Raw genomic sequence first — 18,381 nt, 5'->3', positions numbered from 1 at the left:
GCGCCCTGTTCGATTCCCGGCCCGGACCAGGCACTTCTCCACAACTCGGCGCCCTGTCCGCCGTCCACAGCCTGGGGATCCACGAGTTACCCACCGGCGGGTGTGGACGCGATCTGGACAACTCGGGTCTGCCCAGCTCACCCGCATGTGGATTTGTGGGCGACGGTCGCCCACAGGCTGTGGACACCGATGACCGCCGCGAGCGGCGCCGAGCGCTGTCCACCGCCGAGGACCACTCACCCACAGAAAACACCGCTCTGTACACAGCCTGTCCACAATGTTGTCCACTGTTCGGCAACGCAACGCGCCCCTTCACCGGTCCGAGTGAAAGCCGTCACACCGAGGGGCAGGATTGGCTGTGGGGAAACCCGGGTAACTCTGGGGACAGACCTGTGGCTAAGTGGCCCCTCCCTGTGAACGGCCTGTGCACAGCCGGGCCCCGTCCACAGGAATCACGGGTTATCCACTTCTCGTCCCCAACCCGCCTGTGGGTAAAAATCGCGGGCTGACCTGGGCAGACGGGCTTTTCCACCGTTTCCACAGGCCCTACTACTACCTCTACACGTATCTAGCTCGGAATCCGCTTCGAAGCAGGTGCTGTGCACAACTCGGCTCGACCGCCTCCCGGGCCGACTGCGACGAGTTGACCCCGACCCGCCCCCTGTGTCGGTGCCGTGCGTCAGACTGGTCCCCCACACCAACCGAGTCGGCAAGGGCCGAGAGCACCAGGAGGCGGTCTCCGTGAAGATCCGGGTGGAGCGCGACGTACTCGCGGAGGCAGTGGCGTGGGCAGCGCGCAGCCTCCCGGCCCGGCCGCCCGCGCCGGTGCTCGCCGGACTGCTGCTGAAGGCCGACGCCGCGGACGGCGGGACGCTCAGCCTCTCCGGCTTCGACTACGAGGTCTCCGCCCGCGTCTCCGTGGAGGCGGACGTGGAGGAGGACGGCACGGTCCTGGTCTCCGGCCGGCTGCTCGCCGACATCTCCCGCGCGCTTCCCAACCGGCCTGTGGAGATCTCCACGGACGGCGTGCGCGTGACCGTGGTCTGCGGCTCCTCGCGCTTCACACTCCACACCCTGCCTGTGGAGGAGTATCCGGCGCTGCCGGAGATGCCGACCGCGACCGGCACGGTCTCCGGCGAGGTCTTCGCCGCCGCCGTCGCGCAGGTCGCCATCGCCGCCGGCCGGGACGACACCCTGCCGGTGCTCACGGGCGTCCGGATCGAGATCGAGGGCGACACGGTCACGCTGGCGTCGACGGACCGGTACCGCTTCGCGGTCCGCGAGTTCCTGTGGAAGCCGGAGACCGCCGACGCCTCCTCGGTGGCGCTCGTCCCCGCGAAGACGCTCCTGGACACGGCCAAGTCGCTGACCAGCGGCGACATCGTCACGCTGGCGCTTTCGGGCGCCGGTGCGGGCGAGGGCCTGATCGGCTTCGAGGGCGCCGGGCGGCGGACGACGACGCGGCTGATCGAGGGCGACCTGCCGAAGTACCGCACGCTGTTCCCCACGGAGTTCAACTCGGTGGCGGTCATCGAGACCGCGCCGTTCGTCGAGGCCGTCAAGCGCGTGGCGCTGGTGGCCGAGCGGAACACGCCGGTGCGGCTGAGCTTCGAGCAGGGCGTGCTGACCCTGGAGGCCGGGTCCAGCGACGACGCACAGGCTGTGGAAAGAGTCGACGCGCAGCTGGAGGGCGACGACATCTCGATCGCCTTCAACCCCGTGTTCCTGCTCGACGGGCTGAGCGCGATCGACTCGCCCGCGGCGCAGCTGTCGTTCACGACGTCGACGAAGCCGGCGCTGCTCAGCGGCAAGCCGGCGCTCGACGCCGAGGCGGACGAGGCGTACAAGTACCTGATCATGCCCGTGCGGCTGAGCGGCTGAGGTCCGGCGTAGGCTCGGACCGGACATGTCGCACAGCTGGACGAAGGGGCAGTGATGGAGCTCGGTCTTGTGGGTCTCGGCCGGATGGGCGGGAACATGCGCGAGCGCATCCGGCGCGGTGGCCACACCGTCATCGGGTACGACCGCAACCCGGACATCGCCGATGTCCACAGCCTGCGGGCTCTTGTGGACGCCCTGCCCGCCCCGCGCGTGGTGTGGGTGATGGTGCCGGCGGGTGCGGCCACGCAGTCGACCGTCGACGAGCTGGCCGAGCTGCTCGAACCCGGCGACGTGCTTGTGGACGGCGGTAACTCGCGCTGGACGGACGACGAGAAGCACGCCGCGGAGCTGGGCGCGAAGGGCGTCGGCTTCGTCGACTGCGGCGTCTCCGGCGGCGTCTGGGGCCTGGAGAACGGCTACGCGCTGATGTACGGCGGGGACGCCGAGCACGTGGCCCGGGTGCAGCCGGTGTTCGACGCGCTGAAGCCGGAGGGCGAGTACGGCGCCGTGCACGCCGGCAAGGTCGGCGCGGGGCACTTCGCGAAGATGGTCCACAACGGCATCGAGTACGCGATGATGCAGGCCTTCGCCGAGGGCTGGGAGCTGCTGGAGGCCGCGGACTCGGTCACCGACGTGCGCGAGGTGTTCCGCTCCTGGCAGGAGGGCACCGTGATCCGCTCCTGGCTGCTGGATCTGGCGGTCCGGGCGCTCGATGACGACGAGCACCTGGGCAAGCTCCGCGGGTACGCGGCGGACTCCGGCGAGGGCCGGTGGACGGTGGAGGCGGCGATCGACCACGCGGTGCCGCTGCCGGCGATCACGGCGTCGCTGTTCGCCCGGTTCGCGTCGCGCCAGGACGACTCGCCGCAGATGAAGATGATCGCCGCGCTGCGGAACCAGTTCGGCGGCCATGCGGTCAAGGAGGAGAAGTAGCTTGCCGGTGGCCGGCGGCAGCGCCGGCCGGCCGCCGGCCGGGTGTTCGCTGGGTCGTTAGCTAGGTGCCTGGGGAGGTCGGCGTCGGGCCATGCACGTGTCTCATCTCTCGCTGGCCGACTTCCGTTCGTACGAGCGGGCGGAGGTGCCCCTCGACCCGGGGGTGACGGCCTTCGTCGGACCGAACGGCCAGGGGAAGACGAACCTGGTCGAGGCCGTCGGCTACCTCGCCACGCTGGGCAGCCACCGGGTGTCCTCGGATGCGCCGCTGGTGCGCGTGGGGGCGGCGCGGGCGGTCGTACGGGCCGCGGTGACGCAGGACGGCCGGCAGCAGCTGGTGGAGCTGGAGCTGAACCCGGGCAAGGCGAACCGGGCGCGGCTGAACCGTTCGTCGCAGGTGCGCCCGCGGGACGTGCTGGGTGTGCTGCGTTCCGTCCTGTTCGCGCCGGAGGATCTGGCGCTGGTCAAGGGCGACCCGGACCAGCGGCGCCGCTTCCTCGACGAGCTGGTCACGGCGCGGACGCCGCGGCTCGCGGGGGTGCGCAGCGACTACGACCGGGTGCTCAAGCAGCGCAACACCCTGTTGAAGACGGCCGCGATGGCGCGGCGGCACGGCGGCCGGCAGCTGGATCTGTCGACGCTGGACGTGTGGGACCAGCATCTGGCGCGGGCCGGGGCGGAGTTGCTGGCGCAGCGGCTGGAGCTGATCGCGGTGCTGCAGCCGCTGGTGGACAAGGCGTACGAGCAGTTGGCGCCGGGCGGCGGTCCGACGGCCTTCGAGTACCGGTCGCCGGCGGGCGGGCGGTTCGCGGAGGCGCGGACGCGCGAGGAGTTCGCCGGGCTGCTGCTGGAGGCGATGGCGGACGCGCGCAAGCAGGAGATCGAGCGGGGTGTGACGCTGGTGGGTCCGCACCGCGACGACCTGGTGCTGAAGCTGGGCGAGCTGCCGGCGAAGGGCTATGCGTCGCACGGGGAGTCGTGGTCGTACGCGCTGGCGCTGCGCCTCGCGTCGTACGACCTGCTGCGCGGCGAGGGCGGCGGGGAGCCGGTGCTGGTGCTGGACGACGTGTTCGCGGAGCTGGACGTGCGGCGGCGGGAGCGGCTGGCGGAGCTGGTGGCGCCCGGTGAGCAGGTGCTGGTGACGGCGGCGGTGGCCGAGGACGTGCCGGGGGCGCTGGCGGGGGTGCGGTTCACGGTGGCCGACGGGCGGGTGGAGCGGACATGAGCGAGGAGCCTGTACGCCCCGTACGCCCTGGGGGTGCCGAGGATGCCGAGCGCCCCGACCCTCCCGCGGACCCCGCCGCACCCGCGTCTCCCGCGGCTCCCGAGCCTTCCGGCGTCGACCTGGCGCGCGTCGCCCTGCGCGCGGCGCGCGCGGAGGCCCGCGCGCGGGGTGCGGCCGCCCAGCAGCGCCGGCAGGCGCGCCGCGGCGGTGGCCTGCGGTCGGGTGCCCGCGCCGACGGCCGCGATCCGCTGCCGCTGGGCGCCGCGGTGAGCCGGCTGATCACTGAGCGCGGCTGGGAGGCGCCGGCGGCGGTGGGCGGCGTGATGGGCCGCTGGCCGCAGCTCGTCGGGCCGGAGGTGGCGCAGCACTGCGCGCCCGAGCGGTACGACGAGCAGGAGCGGGTGCTCGTGGTGAAGTGCGACTCGACGGCGTGGGCGACGCAGCTGCGGCTGCTGGCACCGCAGTTGGTGGCGCGGCTGAACGAGGAGCTGGGCCAGGGCACCGTGAAGCTGATCAAAGTGGTGGGTCCGGGTGGCGGCGGGCGGCGCTTCGGGCCGCTCCGGGCGCCCGGCAGCCAGGGCCCCGGGGACACGTACGGGTAGGTACGTACGTTCTGATAAACACCCGCGGCAAACGTGTGGCGGAGTGAGGTCGGTCACAGTAGCTCATGGTTGACGCCCCGAAGCGCTGAGTGGCGCTCAGAGGCTCCGCAGGCCCCGGTGTATGCGCCCCCCCTCGGCGGGCAGATGTTCAGGGCGCCACATGCGGGTTCAGGCACCGGCAAACCGCCATTCTGTCGTGGGCTACCGGTAGACTGAGAGCAACCCGCCCACTTGCGGAACACGCCGACCAACAACGACGCGGCCGCTCCCCGCTCAGCCAGGAGAGTGGCCAGCGCTGTGCCAGAAAGGGCGCTTCGTGGCCGATTCCGGCAACCCCAACGACAACATCCCTGCCAGCGAGAACATGCCTCCAGGCGCCGACGGCGCCGCGGAGGCGGCTGCTGCGGCTGCCGAACGGGCCCACGCCCGCGCGGAGGCGGAGGCCGTCGAGGACGCGGCGTACGACGCGAGTGCGATCACGGTCCTGGAGGGCCTCGACGCCGTACGCAAGCGCCCGGGCATGTACATCGGCTCGACCGGTGAGCGCGGTCTGCACCACCTGGTGCAGGAGGTCGTGGACAACTCGGTGGACGAGGCGATGGCCGGCCACGCGGACACGATCGTGGTGACGCTGCTCGCGGACGGCGGGGTCCGCGTCGTCGACAACGGCCGCGGCATCCCAGTGGGGATCGTGCCCTCGGAGAACAAGCCGGCGGTCGAGGTCGTGCTGACGGTGCTGCACGCGGGCGGCAAGTTCGGCGGCGGCGGATACGCGGTCTCGGGCGGTCTGCACGGCGTCGGCGTCTCCGTCGTCAACGCGCTGTCGACGCGGCTGTCGGTGGAGATCAAGACCGAGGGCCACCGCTGGACGCAGGACTACAAGCTGGGCGTCCCGACCGAGCCGCTGGCGAAGGGCGAGGAGACGGACGAGACCGGCACGACGGTCACGTTCTGGGCGGACGCCGACGTCTTCGAGACCACGGACTACTCGTTCGAGACGCTCTCCCGCCGCTTCCAGGAGATGGCGTTCCTCAACAAGGGTCTGTCGATCACGCTGACCGACGAGCGGGCGGCGGCCAAGCAGACCTCCGGCGCGGACACCGCGGGCGCCGCGGACGAGGACAAGGCGCGCAGCGTCACGTACTACTACGAAGGCGGCATCTCCGACTTCGTACGCCACCTGAACTCGCGCAAGGGCGAGCCGGTGCACCCGTCGGTGATCGACTTCGAGGCCGAGGACACCGACCGCAAGCTCTCCGTCGAAATCGCGATGCAGTGGAACACGCAGTACAGCGAGGGCGTGTACTCCTTCGCGAACACGATCCACACGCACGAGGGCGGCACCCACGAGGAGGGCTTCCGGGCGGCCCTCACGGGCCTGGTGAACCGGTACGCGCGCGACAAGAAGCTGCTGCGCGAGAAGGACGACAACCTCACCGGCGAGGACATCCGCGAGGGCCTGACCGCGATCATCTCGGTCAAGCTGGGCGAGCCGCAGTTCGAGGGCCAGACGAAGACCAAGCTGGGCAACACGGAGGCGAAGACCTTCGTACAGAAGGTCACGCACGAGCACCTGACGGACTGGCTGGACCGGAACCCGAACGAGGCCGCGGACATCGTCCGCAAGTCCATCCAGGCGGCGACGGCCCGGGTGGCGGCCCGCAAGGCCCGCGACCTGACGCGGCGCAAGGGGCTGCTGGAGACGGCGTCGCTGCCGGGCAAGCTGAGCGACTGCCAGTCGAATGACCCGTCCAAGTGCGAGATCTTCATCGTCGAGGGCGACTCCGCCGGCGGCTCGGCCAAGTCCGGCCGCAACCCGCGGTACCAGGCGATCCTCCCGATCCGCGGCAAGATCCTGAACGTGGAGAAGGCGCGTATCGACCGGGTGCTGCAGAACCAGGAGGTGCAGGCGCTGATCTCGGCGTTCGGCACCGGCATCCACGAGGACTTCGACCTCGGCAAGCTGCGCTATCACAAGATCGTGCTGATGGCCGACGCGGACGTCGACGGCCAGCACATCCAGACGCTGCTGCTGACGCTGCTGTTCCGCTTCATGCGCCCGCTGATCGAGGGCGGGCACGTGTTCCTGGCCCAGCCCCCGCTGTACAAGATCAAGTGGACCCGGGACGAGTTCGAGTACGCCTACTCCGACCGCGAGCGGGACCAGCTGATGGAGCTGGGCCGCTCGCAGGGCAAGCGCGTCAGGGACGACGCGATCCAGCGCTTCAAGGGCCTGGGCGAGATGAACGCGGAGGAGCTGCGGATCACCACCATGGACCCGGCGCACCGCGTGCTGCGCCAGGTGACGCTCGACGACGCCGCCGCGGCCGACGACCTGTTCTCGGTACTGATGGGCGAGGACGTCGAGGCGCGCCGCTCGTTCATCCAGCGCAACGCCAAGGACGTCCGCTTCCTCGACATCTGAGCCGGCCGCGGCCCGGGCGGTCCCGCCCGGGCTCCCGGGACTCCCCGCCCGGGGCGCGACCGACTCCTCCCAGACCTCTTTCGCAAAGGTAGAAAAGACCCCCAATGGCCGACGAGCTCACTCCCCAGACTCCCGACCCGCAGCCGGACGGCGAGGGCGAAGACGGCGGCATCGTGCTGCGCGTGGACGCCGTATCGCTCGAAACGGAGATGCAGCGCAGCTATCTCGACTACGCGATGAGCGTGATCGTGTCGCGCGCGCTGCCGGACATCCGCGACGGGCTGAAGCCGGTGCACCGCCGCGTGCTGTACTCGATGTACGAGGGCGGCTACCGCCCGGAGCGCGGGTACTTCAAGTGCGCGCGCGTCGTCGGCGACGTGATGGGCAACTACCACCCGCACGGCGACTCCGCGATCTACGACGCCCTGGTCCGGCTGGCGCAGCCGTGGTCGATGCGGATGCCGCTGGTCGACGGCAACGGCAACTTCGGCTCCCCGGGCAACGACCCGGCCGCCGCCATGCGGTACACCGAGTGCCGCATGGCGCCGCTGGCGATGGAGATGCTCCGCGACATCGACGAGGAGACCGTCGACTTCGGGGACAACTACGACGGCCGCTCCCAGGAGCCGTCCGTCCTGCCCGCCCGCTTCCCGAACCTGCTGATCAACGGCTCGGCGGGGATCGCGGTCGGCATGGCGACGAACATCCCGCCGCACAACCTGCGGGAGGTCGCCGACGGGGTGCAGTGGTACCTGGAGCACCCCACGGCGTCGAACGACGAGCTGCTTGATGCGCTCCTGGAGCGCATCAAGGGCCCCGACTTCCCCAGCGGCGCGCTGGTCGTCGGCCGCAAGGGCATCGAGGAGGCGTACCGCACCGGCCGCGGCTCGATCCCGATGCGCGCGGTGGTCGAGGTCGAGGAGATCCAGGACCGGCAGTGCCTGGTGGTCACCGAGCTGCCGTACCAGGTGAACCCGGACAACCTCGCGCAGAAGATCGCCGACGGCGTGAAGGACGGCCGGCTGACGGGGATCGCCGACGTCCGGGACGAGACCTCGTCGCGTACGGGCCAGCGGCTGGTCATCGTGCTGCGCCGGGACGCCGTCGCGAAGGTCGTGCTGAACAACCTCTACAAGCACACCGACCTGCAGACGAACTTCGGCGCCAACATGCTGGCGCTCGTCGACGGCGTGCCGCGCACGCTGTCGCTGGACGCGTTCATCCGCCACTGGGTGGACCACCAGATCGACGTCATCGTCCGCCGCACCACCTTCCGGCTGCGCAAGGCCGAGGAGCGCGCGCACATCCTGCGCGGCCTGCTGAAGGCCCTGGACGCGATCGACGAGGTCATCGCGCTGATCCGGGCCTCGCAGACCGTGGACGTGGCGCGTACGGGCCTGATGGACCTGCTGGAGATCGACGAGATCCAGGCGAACGCGATCCTGGAGATGCAGCTGCGCCGGCTGGCCGCCCTGGAGCGGCAGAAGATCACCGCGGAGCACGACGACCTGCAGACGAAGATCGACGACTACACCGCGATCCTCGCCTCCCCCGAGCGGCAGCGGCTGATCATCAGCGACGAGCTGGCGGCGATCGTCACGAAGTTCGGCGACGACCGGCGCACGCAGCTGGTGCCCTTCGACGGCGACGTGTCCATCGAGGACCTGATCGCCGAGGAGGACATCGTCGTCACGATCACCCGCGGCGGCTATGTGAAGCGCACCAAGAGCACCGACTACCGCGCCCAGAAGCGCGGCGGCAAGGGCGTACGCGGGACGCGGCTGCGCGAGGACGACATCGTCGACCACTTCTTCGTCTCCACCACCCACCACTGGCTGCTGTTCTTCACGAACAAGGGCCGGGTGTACCGCGCCAAGGCGTACGAGCTGCCGGACGCCGGCCGCGACGCCAAGGGCCAGCACGTGGCGAACCTGCTCGCGTTCCAGCCGGACGAGCACATCGCGGAGATCCTGGCGATCCGGGACTACGAGGCCGCGCCGTACCTGGTGCTGGCCACCAAGGCCGGGCTGGTCAAGAAGACGGTGCTCAAGGACTACGACTCGCCGCGCCAGGGCGGTGTGATCGCGATCAACCTGCGGGAGATGCCGGACGGCTCGCCGGACGAGGTGATCGGCGCCGAGCTGGTCTCGGCGGCGGACGACCTGCTGCTCGTCAGCAGGAAGGCCCAATCGATCAGGTTCACCGCAACGGACGAGGCGCTGCGCCCGATGGGCCGCGCCACCTCCGGTGTGAAGGGGATGAGCTTCCGCGCGGGGGACGAACTCCTCTCGATGAATGTCGTGCGGCCCGGTACGTTCGTGTTCACCGCCACCGACGGCGGTTACGCGAAGCGTACGAACGTGGACGACTACCGCATTCAGGGACGAGGTGGGCTCGGCATCAAGGCGGCGAAGCTGGTGGAGGACCGGGGCTCGCTGGTGGGCGCGCTGGTGGTGGAGGGCTCGGACGAGATCCTCGCCATCACGCTCGGCGGCGGCGTGATCCGTACGCGGGTCGACGAGGTCAGGGAGACGGGCCGTGACACCATGGGCGTCCAGCTGATCAACCTGGGGAAGCGGGACGCCGTGGTCGGCATCGCGCGCAACGCCGAAGCCGGCCGGGAGGCGGAGGAGGTCGAGGAGGCCGCCGACGCCGCCGTCGCCGCGGACGCCGTAGATGGGGCAGACGGGGCCGGGAGCACGGACGCCGGGGCCGCGGGCCCCGCCGCGGACGGTGAAGGCGAGGAGTAGGTCGTGAGTGGAGCCACGGGCGCCGGTGCCGGTCCGGCGGGGGCCGAGGGGTACGCGCAGCCGGACCCCCCGCCCGGTCCGGACGGCCCGCCCGGTCCGGACGGCGCCGGCGCCGGGCGCGGCGGTAGGCGCGGGCGCAGACGCTTCCCCCCCGACTCCGCGGGAGCCGGGGGCCCCGAGGCGGACCCGCAGGCGCACGCGTACACGTACGACAGTGCCCCCGAGGGTCCGATGCCCCCGCCGACGGCCGCCCCCGCCGCCCCGCCGGCGCCGCACCACCCGCCGCAGGCGTACACCCCGCCGGCCGGCGTGGCCCCCGGCGGCGCCGCGGCGCGCACGGCGGTCCGCGGCGGCCAGGCGTACGAGCAGGACCACGGCCAGGGGCAGGGGCACAGCCAGGCGCAGGGGCAGCAGACGGCCGCCGGCGTACGCCGGTCGCGCACGGGCGCCCGTACGGTGCCGCGCACCCGCAAGGCGCGGTTGCGGATCGCGAAGGCCGACCCGTGGTCGGTGATGAAGGTCAGCTTCCTGCTCTCCATCGCGCTGGGCATCTGCACGATCGTGGCGGTGACCGTGCTGTGGATGGTGCTGGACGCGATGGGCGTCTTCAGCACGGTCGGCGGCACGATCAGCGAGGCCACCGGCTCGGACGACTCGGCCGGCTTCGACCTGGAGTCGTTCCTCTCGCTGCCCCGGGTGGTCGCCTTCACGGCGGTGGTGGCGCTGATCGACGTGGTCCTCGCCACGGCGCTGGCGACGCTGGGCGCGTTCATCTACAACCTCTCCGCGGGCTTCGTCGGCGGCATCGAGGTCACGCTGGCGGAGGACGAGTAGCGCCGGCAGCGCCGGCCGGGGGGTGCCCGAATCGATTTGGGCCGGGGCTCGGCGGTGGGGTAATCTCTGTGCAGCGCGCGGCTATAGCTCAGTCGGTTAGAGCGCATCCCTGATAAGGATGAGGCCCCAGGTTCAAGTCCTGGTAGCCGCACCGGAAACGTCGAAGGGCGCCTCCTCGTGACGAGGAGGCGCCCTTAGGGTTTTCAGGCGGGCATGCGCCCGGAGACGGCCCGGTTCGGCCGGGGGAGGAAGGGGACCAGGAGCATCGAGGCGGCGGTGATGAGGCCGGCGGCCAGGAAGGCGCGGGCGTAGCCGTCCTCGGGGGTGCCGTGTTCGGCGGCGGAGGCGGCGACCGTGGCGAGGATCGCCAGGCCCAGCACCGCGCCGATCTGGCGGGAGGTGTTGACCAGGCCGGAGACGCCGCCGGCATCCCGCTCCCCGACGCCCGAGGTGGAGACGTCGGTCAGCAGCCCCATCAGGATCGCCATGCCCGCTGCCATCGGCAGCGCCGGGCCGAGGATCGCGGAGCACGGGCCAGAGACGGGACGGTGGGCTGTCGGCGTCGTGGGTCTTGTCGGTGGCGTCGGTCGTCGTCATGAGCGCCATCGTGCGCGCCGGGCGGCCCCGGGCGGATCGGGCGCCGGATGGAACCGGGGCGGACTTGGGGGCGGACTTAGGTCTTAGTGCCGGGGGCGGGTTCGGGGGCGCTCCGGTGTCGTTCGTGCTGTGTATCATCGGGCTTCGTAGTCCGATGTCTCTGGAAGGACGAGGTAGCGCGGTGAAGAAGCTGTTCCTGATCGCATTGGCCGCTCTGGGCGGGCTTCTCGTGTACCGCCAGATCCAGGCGGATCGCGCCGAGCAAGACCTGTGGACGGAGGCGACCGACTCGGTGCCCTCCTCCTCGGGCGTCTGAGACGCGAGAGTCCCGAACAGGGCCGCCCGTCGCCGGGCCGGCCCTGGGTCCCTGGCCCCGGCCCCGCCGCTGACGCGGCGGTGCGGCTGGGGCTTCGGCATGCCGGAGCCTGTTGCACGACCGTGACGAACGCCCCCTGTTATTTGCTACTGCACACGTTTTACGGTGCATGAGCACATGGCAGAGGACGAGGGGGACATGTCATGGGACGACCACGTCGGGGCAACGAGCGAGGGACCGCGTACGCCGGGGTGGCCGCGGCACTCGCCGCGCTGACCGCCGGCCCGCTGCCGGCGGCCGTCGCCGCACCCGCCGCACCCGCGGCGCCCGCCGCGCCGGGGACACCGGCCGTACCCGCCGAGCGCGCGCCGACCGGCGGCGGACTGGTGATGGTGCTGGACTCCTCCGGCTCCATGGCCGAGGACGACGGCTCCGGCGCCACCCGTATCGAATCCGCCCGCGAGGCCGTCGGCACCGTCGTCGACGCCCTGCCCGACGGCTATCCGACGGGCCTGCGCGTCTACGGCGCCGACCGCGCCAGCGGCTGCACCGACACCCGTCTTGCCGTTCCCGTCGAGGAGCTGGACCGGGGCCGCATCAAGGAAGCCGTAGCAGATGTGAAGCCGAAGGGCGACACTCCCATCGGCTATTCGCTGCGCCGGGCCGCCCGGGACCTCCCCGAGCGCCCGCCCGGCGCCCTCGGCCACCGCTCCATCCTCCTCGTCTCCGACGGCGAGGACAGCTGCGGCACCCCCGACCCCTGCGAGGTCGCGGAGCAACTCGGCGAGACCGGCGGCGCCTTCGGCGCCCTGCGCATCGACACCGTCGGCTTCCAGGTCGGCGGCAAGGCCCGCGAGGAGCTGAAGTGCATCGCGGAGAAGGGGCACGGCGCGTACTACGACGCCCCCGACGCCGACGCGCTCGCCCGCCAGCTGCAGCGCGCCGCGCGCCTCTCCGCGGACGGCTACCGCTTCCGCGGCGACCCCGTCGAGGGCGGCCTCAGTAGCAGGGGCGCCGCGGACATCGTGCCCGGCCAGTACCTCGACAGCATCGGCCCCGGCGAGACCAAGTGGTACGCCGCCGAGCTGGACGCCGCCTCCGCCGCCGACTTCGGCGTCACCGCCGTCCCGCAGCCGGGCGTGCCCGTCGCGTACGACGACGGCATCGAGCTGGAGCTGCACGCCACCGACGACTACGACACGCAGTGCGACGCGCAGCGGGACTACTTCGGGCAGGACGAGGGCGCGCAGCCGCTGACCAACGCCGTCAGCCGCATCCCCAGCGAGGACGGCGACGACGCGTGCGACGCGGCCGGGCGCTACCTGCTCAGCGTCCACCGCACCAGCGAGTCCGCCTCCGACCGCGCGCGCTGGCCGCTGGAGCTGGTCTTCGGCCAGGAGGAGCCGCTGCGCGACGGCGTCACGCCCGCCCAGTCCGAGACCGACTACGGCCCCGCCGGCGAGGAGGGCGCCCCGCTGCCCACCGCGGAGCCGGCGGACGTCACCGGCGGCACCGGCTTCAACGACGCGAAGGCCGTCGGCCCCGGCGTCTGGCGCGACGAGCTGCTGCCCGCGCAGATGCGCTTCTACAAGGTCGACGTCGGCTGGGGGCAGCAGCTGCGCTACCGCGTCGAGTTCGCCAACGAGCCCACGCTCGACGGCGCGGCAGGCGTCTCCAGCTTCGCCGACACCGATCTGTACACCCCCGGGCGCATGCTCGTCGGGGACGGCCCGTTCAGCAGCACCAGGAGCTACTACGGTGAGCCCGTCGCCTCCGACCTCGGCACCGTGCCCGTCAGCTGGACCAACCGCTACGAGACCGACACCGACGTCGTGCCCGTGCGGCGCGGCGGGGAATACTACCTGTCTGTCTCGCTCGGGCCCGACGCGGCGCGGTTCGCGGAGAACACGGCGATCGGCGTCGTCCTGCGCGTCGACGTACTAGGTAAAGAGAAGGCCGGTCCGCAGCACGGGGCGCCGGCCGTCGCGGCGGACGACGAGAGCGACGAGGGCGGCGAGGACGGCAAGGGCGGTAAGGGTGATGCGCGGGCCGGGGCGGACGAGGAATCATCGGAGTCCGTCCTGCCGCTGGCCGGCGGGATCGCGGGGGGCGTGCTGCTCGTCGGCGCGGGGGTCGCGTTCGTGATCGTACGGAACCGGAGGCGGACCGCGGCGTCGGAGGAAGCGGCGGCGGCAGCGGCAGCAGGCAACGGCATGAGGGGTGGATGGTGAGGACGCGAACGAGTGCGGGGCCGGCCGCGGCGGTGGCGGTGGCGCTGGGTGCGCTGGCCGCGCTCCTCCCGGCGGCGGCGGTGGCGGCCTCGGCCGCGGCGCCGGACGCGGCGCCGGCGAACTCGCCGGCCGACGCCGGCCAGTACCAGCCGGCGAAGGACGCCGAGCCCGTCGAGGGCGCCGAGAGCAGCGCGGGCGGCGAGGAACTGGCGGCCGGCAAGACGTACACCGACTCCATCGGCCCGGACGACAAGCTCTGGTACAGCGTCACGCTCGACGCGAAGTCCAACGCCTGGATCTCCGCCGTGGCCGCGCCCAAGCCGGGCACCAAGGTCGCGTACGACGACGGCATCGAGCTGTCGCTGGAGAGCAAGGGCGGCGACCAGTGCAGCAGCTCCGACGCCGACTTCGACGCCGACGGCGCCGCACGCCCGATCGCCAACAACGTCTGGCGCGTGGTCCAGCCCGACGGCTACTGCCAGGAGGCCGGGGTCTACAACCTCACGGTCACCCGCGTCGGCGACTCGACCTCCTCTCCGGAGGAGTGGCCGCTGGAGCTGCGCTTCATGCAGGAGCCGCCGCTGGCGAAGGCCGGGCCCACGACCCCGCCCGACCCCGAGTCGATCCCCACGCGGCAGCCGCCCCCGCCGACCGGCACGGCCGAGCCGCGCAAGGGCGGCACCGGGTTCAACGACGCGGTGGGCATCGGCCACGGCGTGTGGACCGACAAGATCCGGCCGGGTGCCACGCATTTCTACCGGGTGCCGCTGGACTGGGGCCAGCAGCTGTTCCTGCAGACCGAGTTCGGTACGACGCGGGTCGCCGACGACACGGCGTACGCCTCGAACGGGGTGCGCGTCGACTTCTACAACCCCGCGCGCGGGTTCATCGCCGGCGTCAGCGAGACGTACTACGGAGACGACCCCGCGGCGATCCCGGCGCTGAGTCCGCCGGTGGCGTACGAGAACCGCTACGCGGTGTACGGCGGCGACTTTGGCGAGTTCGGCAACGTGGGCTTCGCCGGCTGGTACTACATCGCGGTCAGCGTGACGGAGGAGGTCGGCGAGTTCGCGGACGGTCCGGTGCCGGTGGAGCTGCGCACGACGGTCAAGGGCGATCCGAAGGAAGGCCCCGAGTACGCGGGGGACGCGGAGGCGGCCGGGTTCGCGGTGACGGACGAGGACCGCGACATGGCGCATGAGGGTACGCCGGCGGACGAGGACGGGGGCGGTGCCGGCGCCGGGAAGAAGATCCTGGCGGTCGCCGGGATCGGCGCGGGTGTGCTGCTGCTGGCGGGCCTGGGCCTGTGGATGGTGCTGGCGCGGCGCCGGACGGCGCCGGGCGCGGGGGTCGGTCCGCAGGTGGCGGGCGAGGATACGCAGACGGCGCCGGGGGCGTACCCGGGCGGGCCGCAGCAGGGCCTGCCGTACGGCGCTCAGCACGGCGGACAGCCGTACGGGGAAGGGCACCCGCCGCCCCCGCCGCAGCAGAACCGGCGTCAGTAGGAAGGGAGCCGCGGGCGTCAGCCCGAGGCCAGCGCCCAGACGCCGACCGCTATCAGCAGCACCGCGAGCACCACGACCGGGACCGCCACCTTCACCGGCGGTCCCGGTCGCCGTTGCGGCACCCCGCCGCCCGGCCGGGGCTGCTGGGGCAGGTGTTGCTGTCGCGGTTGGGCGGTCGTGTACGGGGCCGTGGGCGTCGGCGGCTGCGCCGCCGCCGGCGGCGCGATGCCGTAGCTGGTCGCCTCGGCCGGTCCTCCCGCACTCGACGCACCCGGCGCGGGCGGCTGCGCGGCGGGTGCGCCGGGACCCGCCGGGCCCGGCTCGGCGGTGGCGGGCGCGGCGGCGGCCGATGGTACGTATCCGGTGGCGCCGGGGGCGTACGCCGGACCGGGTGCGCCCGCGCCCGCGGGCCCCGCCGGGCCCGCCGCGGCGGCATCCGTACCTCCGGCCGGACCCGCACCCGGACCCGGACCCGAACCCGCACCCGGACCCACACCCGGGCCTGCCCCCGGACCCGCCCCCGGACCTGCGCCCGGCTGATCCCCGCCGCCGTGCCGCTCCGGCCGCTCCGGCCGCTCCGGACCCTCCGGCCCGAAGCCCACCGGCAGCGGCCCGAGCTGGTCGAACACCTCCACCGGCTCCTCCGCCGGATCCAGCTCCGGCAGCAGCTCCGCCGCCTCCGCCAGCGCCTTCCGCGTGCCCGTCGCCGTACGGAACCGCGCGTCCGGGTCCGGCTGCAGCAGGCTCGCCAGCACCTGCCACAGCGGCCCCGGCACCTCCGCCGGGGCCGGCGGCACGCCGTGGTTCAGGTACGTCTCCACCAGTGCCTGCCCGTCCGGACGCTCCCCGGTCAGCAGGTACAGCGCGAGCAGCCCCACCGCGAACAGGTCCGCGGGGAAGTCCGGTTCCGCGCCCAGCATCTGCTCCGGCGCGAAGTAACCGGGCGTGCCGACGACGAAGTTGGTGTCCGTCAGCCGCGGCTCGCCCTTGCGCATGGAGATGCCGAAGTCGGAGAGCCGCAGGTGCGGCCGGGCGGTGCCGGTCGCCTCCAGCAGCACGTTCGCCGGCTTGATGTCGCGGTGTACGACGCCCTCGCCGTGCACCGCGGCCAGCCCCGCCAGCAGCTGGTCGAGCAGCAGGCAGACGAACCGCGGCGGCAGCGGTCCGTAGTCGCCGATCAGATGGGCCAGTGAGCCGCCGCGCACCAGGTCCATCGTGAACAGCACCTTGTCGTCGTCCGCTGCCCAGCTGGCGGGTGCCAGCACGTGCGGGTGGTCGATGCGTACCGCCTGCTCGCGGACGAAGCGCAGCAGCGTGTGCGCGTCGCTCTGCTGCAGCACTTTGGCCGCCACATAGCGCCGCCGTCGGTGATCCCAGGCGCGCCATACCGCGCCCACCCCGCCCCGGCCGATCGGATCGATCAGCTCGTACCGCCCAGCGAAGACCTCGCCCATGCTGCTGCGCCCGCCCCTTGTACGGTTTCTTCTAGTAATTAATTCGGTTATGACTGGTGTGCTTCGTAATGTGCCACCGCGTCGGCGGTGCGGCCGGCGCCGTACACCCGGAGGAACTCTGCCAGCTCCGGATGCGTCGGCGCGAGCCGGTCCGCCGCGTCGATGATGTCACCGGCCGCGGCCACCGAACGCAGCAGCGACTGGAGTTCCCGTACGACCCGTCGCACCGTCGTCGAACCGGTCGACGACTGCGTCTGCGTGGTGCCCAGCACCGCCCCTCCCGCGCTCTTGCGGATACCGTCCATCCGTTCCGTCGCCTCCGCCGCCGATACGCTGCCGCTCGATACCTCCGCCGCCAGCTCTTGCAGCGCCTGTACGCGCTGCACCACCGACGGGTTGCCGATCTTCGCCCGCTGTCCGCTCATGAGCTGCGACAGCATCGGCGCCGAAATGCCGAGCACGGCGGCGAGCCGTGCCTGGTTGAGACCGAGATCGTCGATCAGTCGCCGGAACAGCACGCCCAGCGGTTCGCCGTACCAGCTTCGCTGTAGCTCTCGTGCGCGTTCGCTGGTGTCCTGCCGTGGAGCTCCCATGCCGTGCGGCCTCCCCAGATGTCCCCGAGTCCAGATTCGCGCTTGCGAACTGCATCCTACGGAGCGGGGCCGCGCCCAGACAGACCTCGGGGCGGTGAGATAAGCGGGACGCGTTCTTCCACGTCCGCGTGGGTCTACGCGTGCCAATCCCGGCGGCGGTACGGGGGGCGTACGGGGGCGGGGCGAGGGCGCTCAGGACAGCTCGGGCGGCGGGGTGCGCTGCTCGTCGACGCGGTCCACGCGCTCCAGCTCGCCCCAGACGACGTAGCGGTGCCGGGAGGTGTACATCGGGGTGCACGTGGTGAGCGTGATGTACCGGCCGGGCTCGGTCTTCCCGGACTCCTCCGGGATCTTGTCCAGCACGTCGGTGTTGTACTTCGAGGTCTCGGAGAGGATCGCGTACGTCTTGTAGACGTACCAGCGGTCCTTCGTCTCGAAGACGATCGGGTCGCCCTCGTCGATGTCGTGGATGTCGTGGAACTTGGCGCCGTGGCCGTCGCGGTGCGCGGCGAGCGTGAAGTTGCCGCGGCGGTCCCAGGGCATGGCCGACTTCACGGGCTCGGTGTAGTAGCCGGCGACGCCCCTGTTCAGGTCCTCGGTCGCCGTGCCCTTCCTGACGAGGATGTTCTCCTCCATCGCGGGCACGTGCAGGAAGCCGATGCCGCCCTTCAGGTCGCCGATGTTCACGGGGCGGGGCTTGCCGTCGTCCGGGGTGTCCTCCCAGGAGTCGCGCAGGTCGTCGGTCATGCGGCCGGCCTGGCGGTTGGCCTGGACGTTCGTCCAGTACAGGGAGTAGACGACGAAGAGCGCCATGAGGACGCCGACGGTGATCAGCACCTCGCCGAAGAGGCTGAAGGCGGCGGCCAGGCCACGCCGCCCGCGGCCCCCGCCCCCGCTTCCGCCCCGGGCTCCGGCCGGCGGCGTGGCCCGGGCGCCGCCGGTCTCCTCCGCGGGTCCGCCGTCACCGTCCCGCTCTTCGTCCGTCGCTGCCACCGCTTCCCCGTTCGTTCCGTCCCGCAGGCCGTCCGGCCCGCC

Annotated in this window: 14 protein-coding genes and 1 tRNA gene; 11 read left to right on the top strand and 4 right to left on the bottom strand. The window is 72.1% G+C overall.

Going from position 1 to position 18,381, the window contains the following annotated elements; genetic code table 11:
* The first annotated feature begins 741 nt into the window (after positions 1-741).
* From dnaN to T328_RS24905, 8 genes are all read left to right on the top strand, one after another.
* Positions 742-1,881, top strand: a complete 1,140-nt coding sequence (dnaN, locus tag T328_RS24940) for a DNA polymerase III subunit beta (RefSeq protein WP_496498398.1) — start codon at positions 742-744, stop codon at positions 1,879-1,881.
* Between the two features lie 54 nt (positions 1,882-1,935).
* Positions 1,936-2,814, top strand: coding sequence for a phosphogluconate dehydrogenase (NAD(+)-dependent, decarboxylating) (gnd, locus tag T328_RS24935; protein WP_496498397.1), 879 nt, complete (start codon positions 1,936-1,938; stop codon positions 2,812-2,814).
* 91 nt (positions 2,815-2,905) lie between these two features.
* Positions 2,906-4,039 carry a DNA replication/repair protein RecF gene (gene recF / locus T328_RS24930; RefSeq protein ID WP_496498396.1) on the top strand — a complete coding sequence of 378 codons (1,134 nt, stop codon included), beginning with the start codon at positions 2,906-2,908 and terminating at the stop codon, positions 4,037-4,039.
* Positions 4,036-4,641, top strand: coding sequence for a DciA family protein (locus tag T328_RS24925; RefSeq protein ID WP_496498395.1), 606 nt, complete (start codon positions 4,036-4,038; stop codon positions 4,639-4,641). Before recF ends, T328_RS24925 begins: the two co-directional genes overlap by 4 nt.
* 316 nt (positions 4,642-4,957) lie before the next feature.
* Positions 4,958-7,066 (top strand): DNA topoisomerase (ATP-hydrolyzing) subunit B, encoded by a 2,109-nt coding sequence (gene gyrB, locus T328_RS24920; protein WP_496498394.1) that lies wholly within the window; start codon positions 4,958-4,960, stop codon positions 7,064-7,066.
* A gap of 104 nt (positions 7,067-7,170) precedes the next feature.
* Entirely contained in the window at positions 7,171-9,816 is a 2,646-nt protein-coding gene (gene gyrA / locus T328_RS24915) for a DNA gyrase subunit A (protein WP_496498393.1), read from the top strand.
* Between the two features lie 3 nt (positions 9,817-9,819).
* A complete protein-coding gene (locus tag T328_RS24910) occupies positions 9,820-10,650 on the top strand; it encodes a DUF3566 domain-containing protein (protein WP_496498392.1) in 831 nt (276 codons plus the stop codon).
* Between the two features lie 77 nt (positions 10,651-10,727).
* A tRNA-Ile gene (locus T328_RS24905) sits at positions 10,728-10,801 on the top strand.
* Between the two features lie 52 nt (positions 10,802-10,853).
* On the opposite strand, the gene T328_RS24900 is transcribed toward T328_RS24905, so the two are convergent.
* Positions 10,854-11,138: a hypothetical protein gene (locus T328_RS24900; RefSeq protein ID WP_496498391.1), complete on the bottom strand. Its 285-nt coding sequence runs from the start codon at positions 11,136-11,138 to the stop codon at positions 10,854-10,856.
* Between the two features lie 290 nt (positions 11,139-11,428).
* Here T328_RS24900 and T328_RS24895 point away from each other — a divergent pair, with 290 nt between their 5' ends.
* The 3 genes from T328_RS24895 to T328_RS24885 all read left to right on the top strand — a co-directional run bounded on the left by T328_RS24895 (position 11,429) and on the right by T328_RS24885 (position 15,299).
* On the top strand, positions 11,429-11,563 hold the full coding sequence (locus tag T328_RS24895) for a DLW-39 family protein (RefSeq protein WP_018838829.1): 135 nt from the start codon (positions 11,429-11,431) through the stop codon (positions 11,561-11,563).
* Positions 11,564-11,766: 203 nt separating this feature from the next.
* Positions 11,767-13,794, top strand: coding sequence for a vWA domain-containing protein (locus T328_RS24890; protein ID WP_496498390.1), 2,028 nt, complete (start codon positions 11,767-11,769; stop codon positions 13,792-13,794).
* Positions 13,788-15,299, top strand: a complete 1,512-nt coding sequence (locus T328_RS24885) for a hypothetical protein (RefSeq protein WP_496498389.1) — start codon at positions 13,788-13,790, stop codon at positions 15,297-15,299. The genes T328_RS24890 and T328_RS24885 overlap by 7 nt, the downstream gene beginning before the upstream one ends.
* Before the next feature lie 17 nt (positions 15,300-15,316).
* On the opposite strand, the gene T328_RS24880 is transcribed toward T328_RS24885, so the two are convergent.
* From T328_RS24880 to T328_RS24870, 3 genes are all read right to left on the bottom strand, one after another.
* Complete coding sequence (locus T328_RS24880) at positions 15,317-16,753, bottom strand: serine/threonine-protein kinase (protein WP_496498388.1); 1,437 nt, start codon at positions 16,751-16,753, stop codon at positions 15,317-15,319.
* Positions 16,754-16,800: 47 nt separating this feature from the next.
* Positions 16,801-17,346 (bottom strand): DNA-binding protein, encoded by a 546-nt coding sequence (locus tag T328_RS24875; protein WP_496498387.1) that lies wholly within the window; start codon positions 17,344-17,346, stop codon positions 16,801-16,803.
* A gap of 192 nt (positions 17,347-17,538) precedes the next feature.
* Positions 17,539-18,339, bottom strand: a complete 801-nt coding sequence (locus tag T328_RS24870; RefSeq protein ID WP_496498386.1) for a class E sortase — start codon at positions 18,337-18,339, stop codon at positions 17,539-17,541.
* Positions 18,340-18,381 lie beyond the last annotated feature (42 nt).

It is taken from the genome of Streptomyces sp. CNX435 (assembly GCF_059570575.1).
The sequence above is the reverse complement of the archived record's forward strand: the minus strand, read 5'-3'. Positions and strand labels throughout refer to the sequence as shown.